The sequence below is a fragment of the Pseudoalteromonas sp. UBA6610 genome, from assembly GCF_002433295.1.
In the GTDB taxonomy this organism is placed as follows: domain Bacteria; phylum Pseudomonadota; class Gammaproteobacteria; order Enterobacterales; family Alteromonadaceae; genus Pseudoalteromonas; species Pseudoalteromonas atlantica.
The window spans coordinates 1-472 of sequence record NZ_DJHW01000020.1 but is presented as its reverse complement, the minus strand read 5'-3'; the positions used below and the strand labels follow the sequence as shown (position 1 = coordinate 472).

General features: G+C 40.0%; 1 tRNA gene. It reads left to right on the top strand.

The annotated features are described in order from the left end of the window. Positions 1-75: 75 nt before the first annotated feature. Positions 76-152: transfer RNA gene (locus B4F91_RS02475), tRNA-Pro, on the top strand. Positions 153-472 lie beyond the last annotated feature (320 nt).

Here is a 472-nt window from a genome sequence, read left to right as displayed (position 1 = left end):
GTTCAAATCCTGCATCGCCGACCACTTTCTCATAAGTGGTCTTAAATTCAACATTTAAGTATTCAACACTATTATCGGCGATTAGCGCAGTTTGGTAGCGCACTTGGTTTGGGTCCAAGGGGTCGCAGGTTCAAATCCTGCATCGCCGACCACTTTCTTAACCTTAAAGAAAGTAAACGAGTAATCACTCAACAATAACTTCTATTTACTTCCTGCTAAAATATCGCTTTAACGAACCAGTTAGTCTGTTTTTTACGCAGTTGGTCTCGATCGTAGCTAAACTAGTCCAAATAATTGCCCCCTACACTCGACTATCATAATTATTAGGTTATAATGCCGCGTCTATTGTTTAACATAGTGCCCGAAGGGCAGAGCAGCAATGGGATCTCATGGTAGTGACGGATGCTTTTTAGTGAAAAATCGCTTTAAAATTTATCAAGACTCATGAAGATTACTTTGTTTGTAAGGAAGG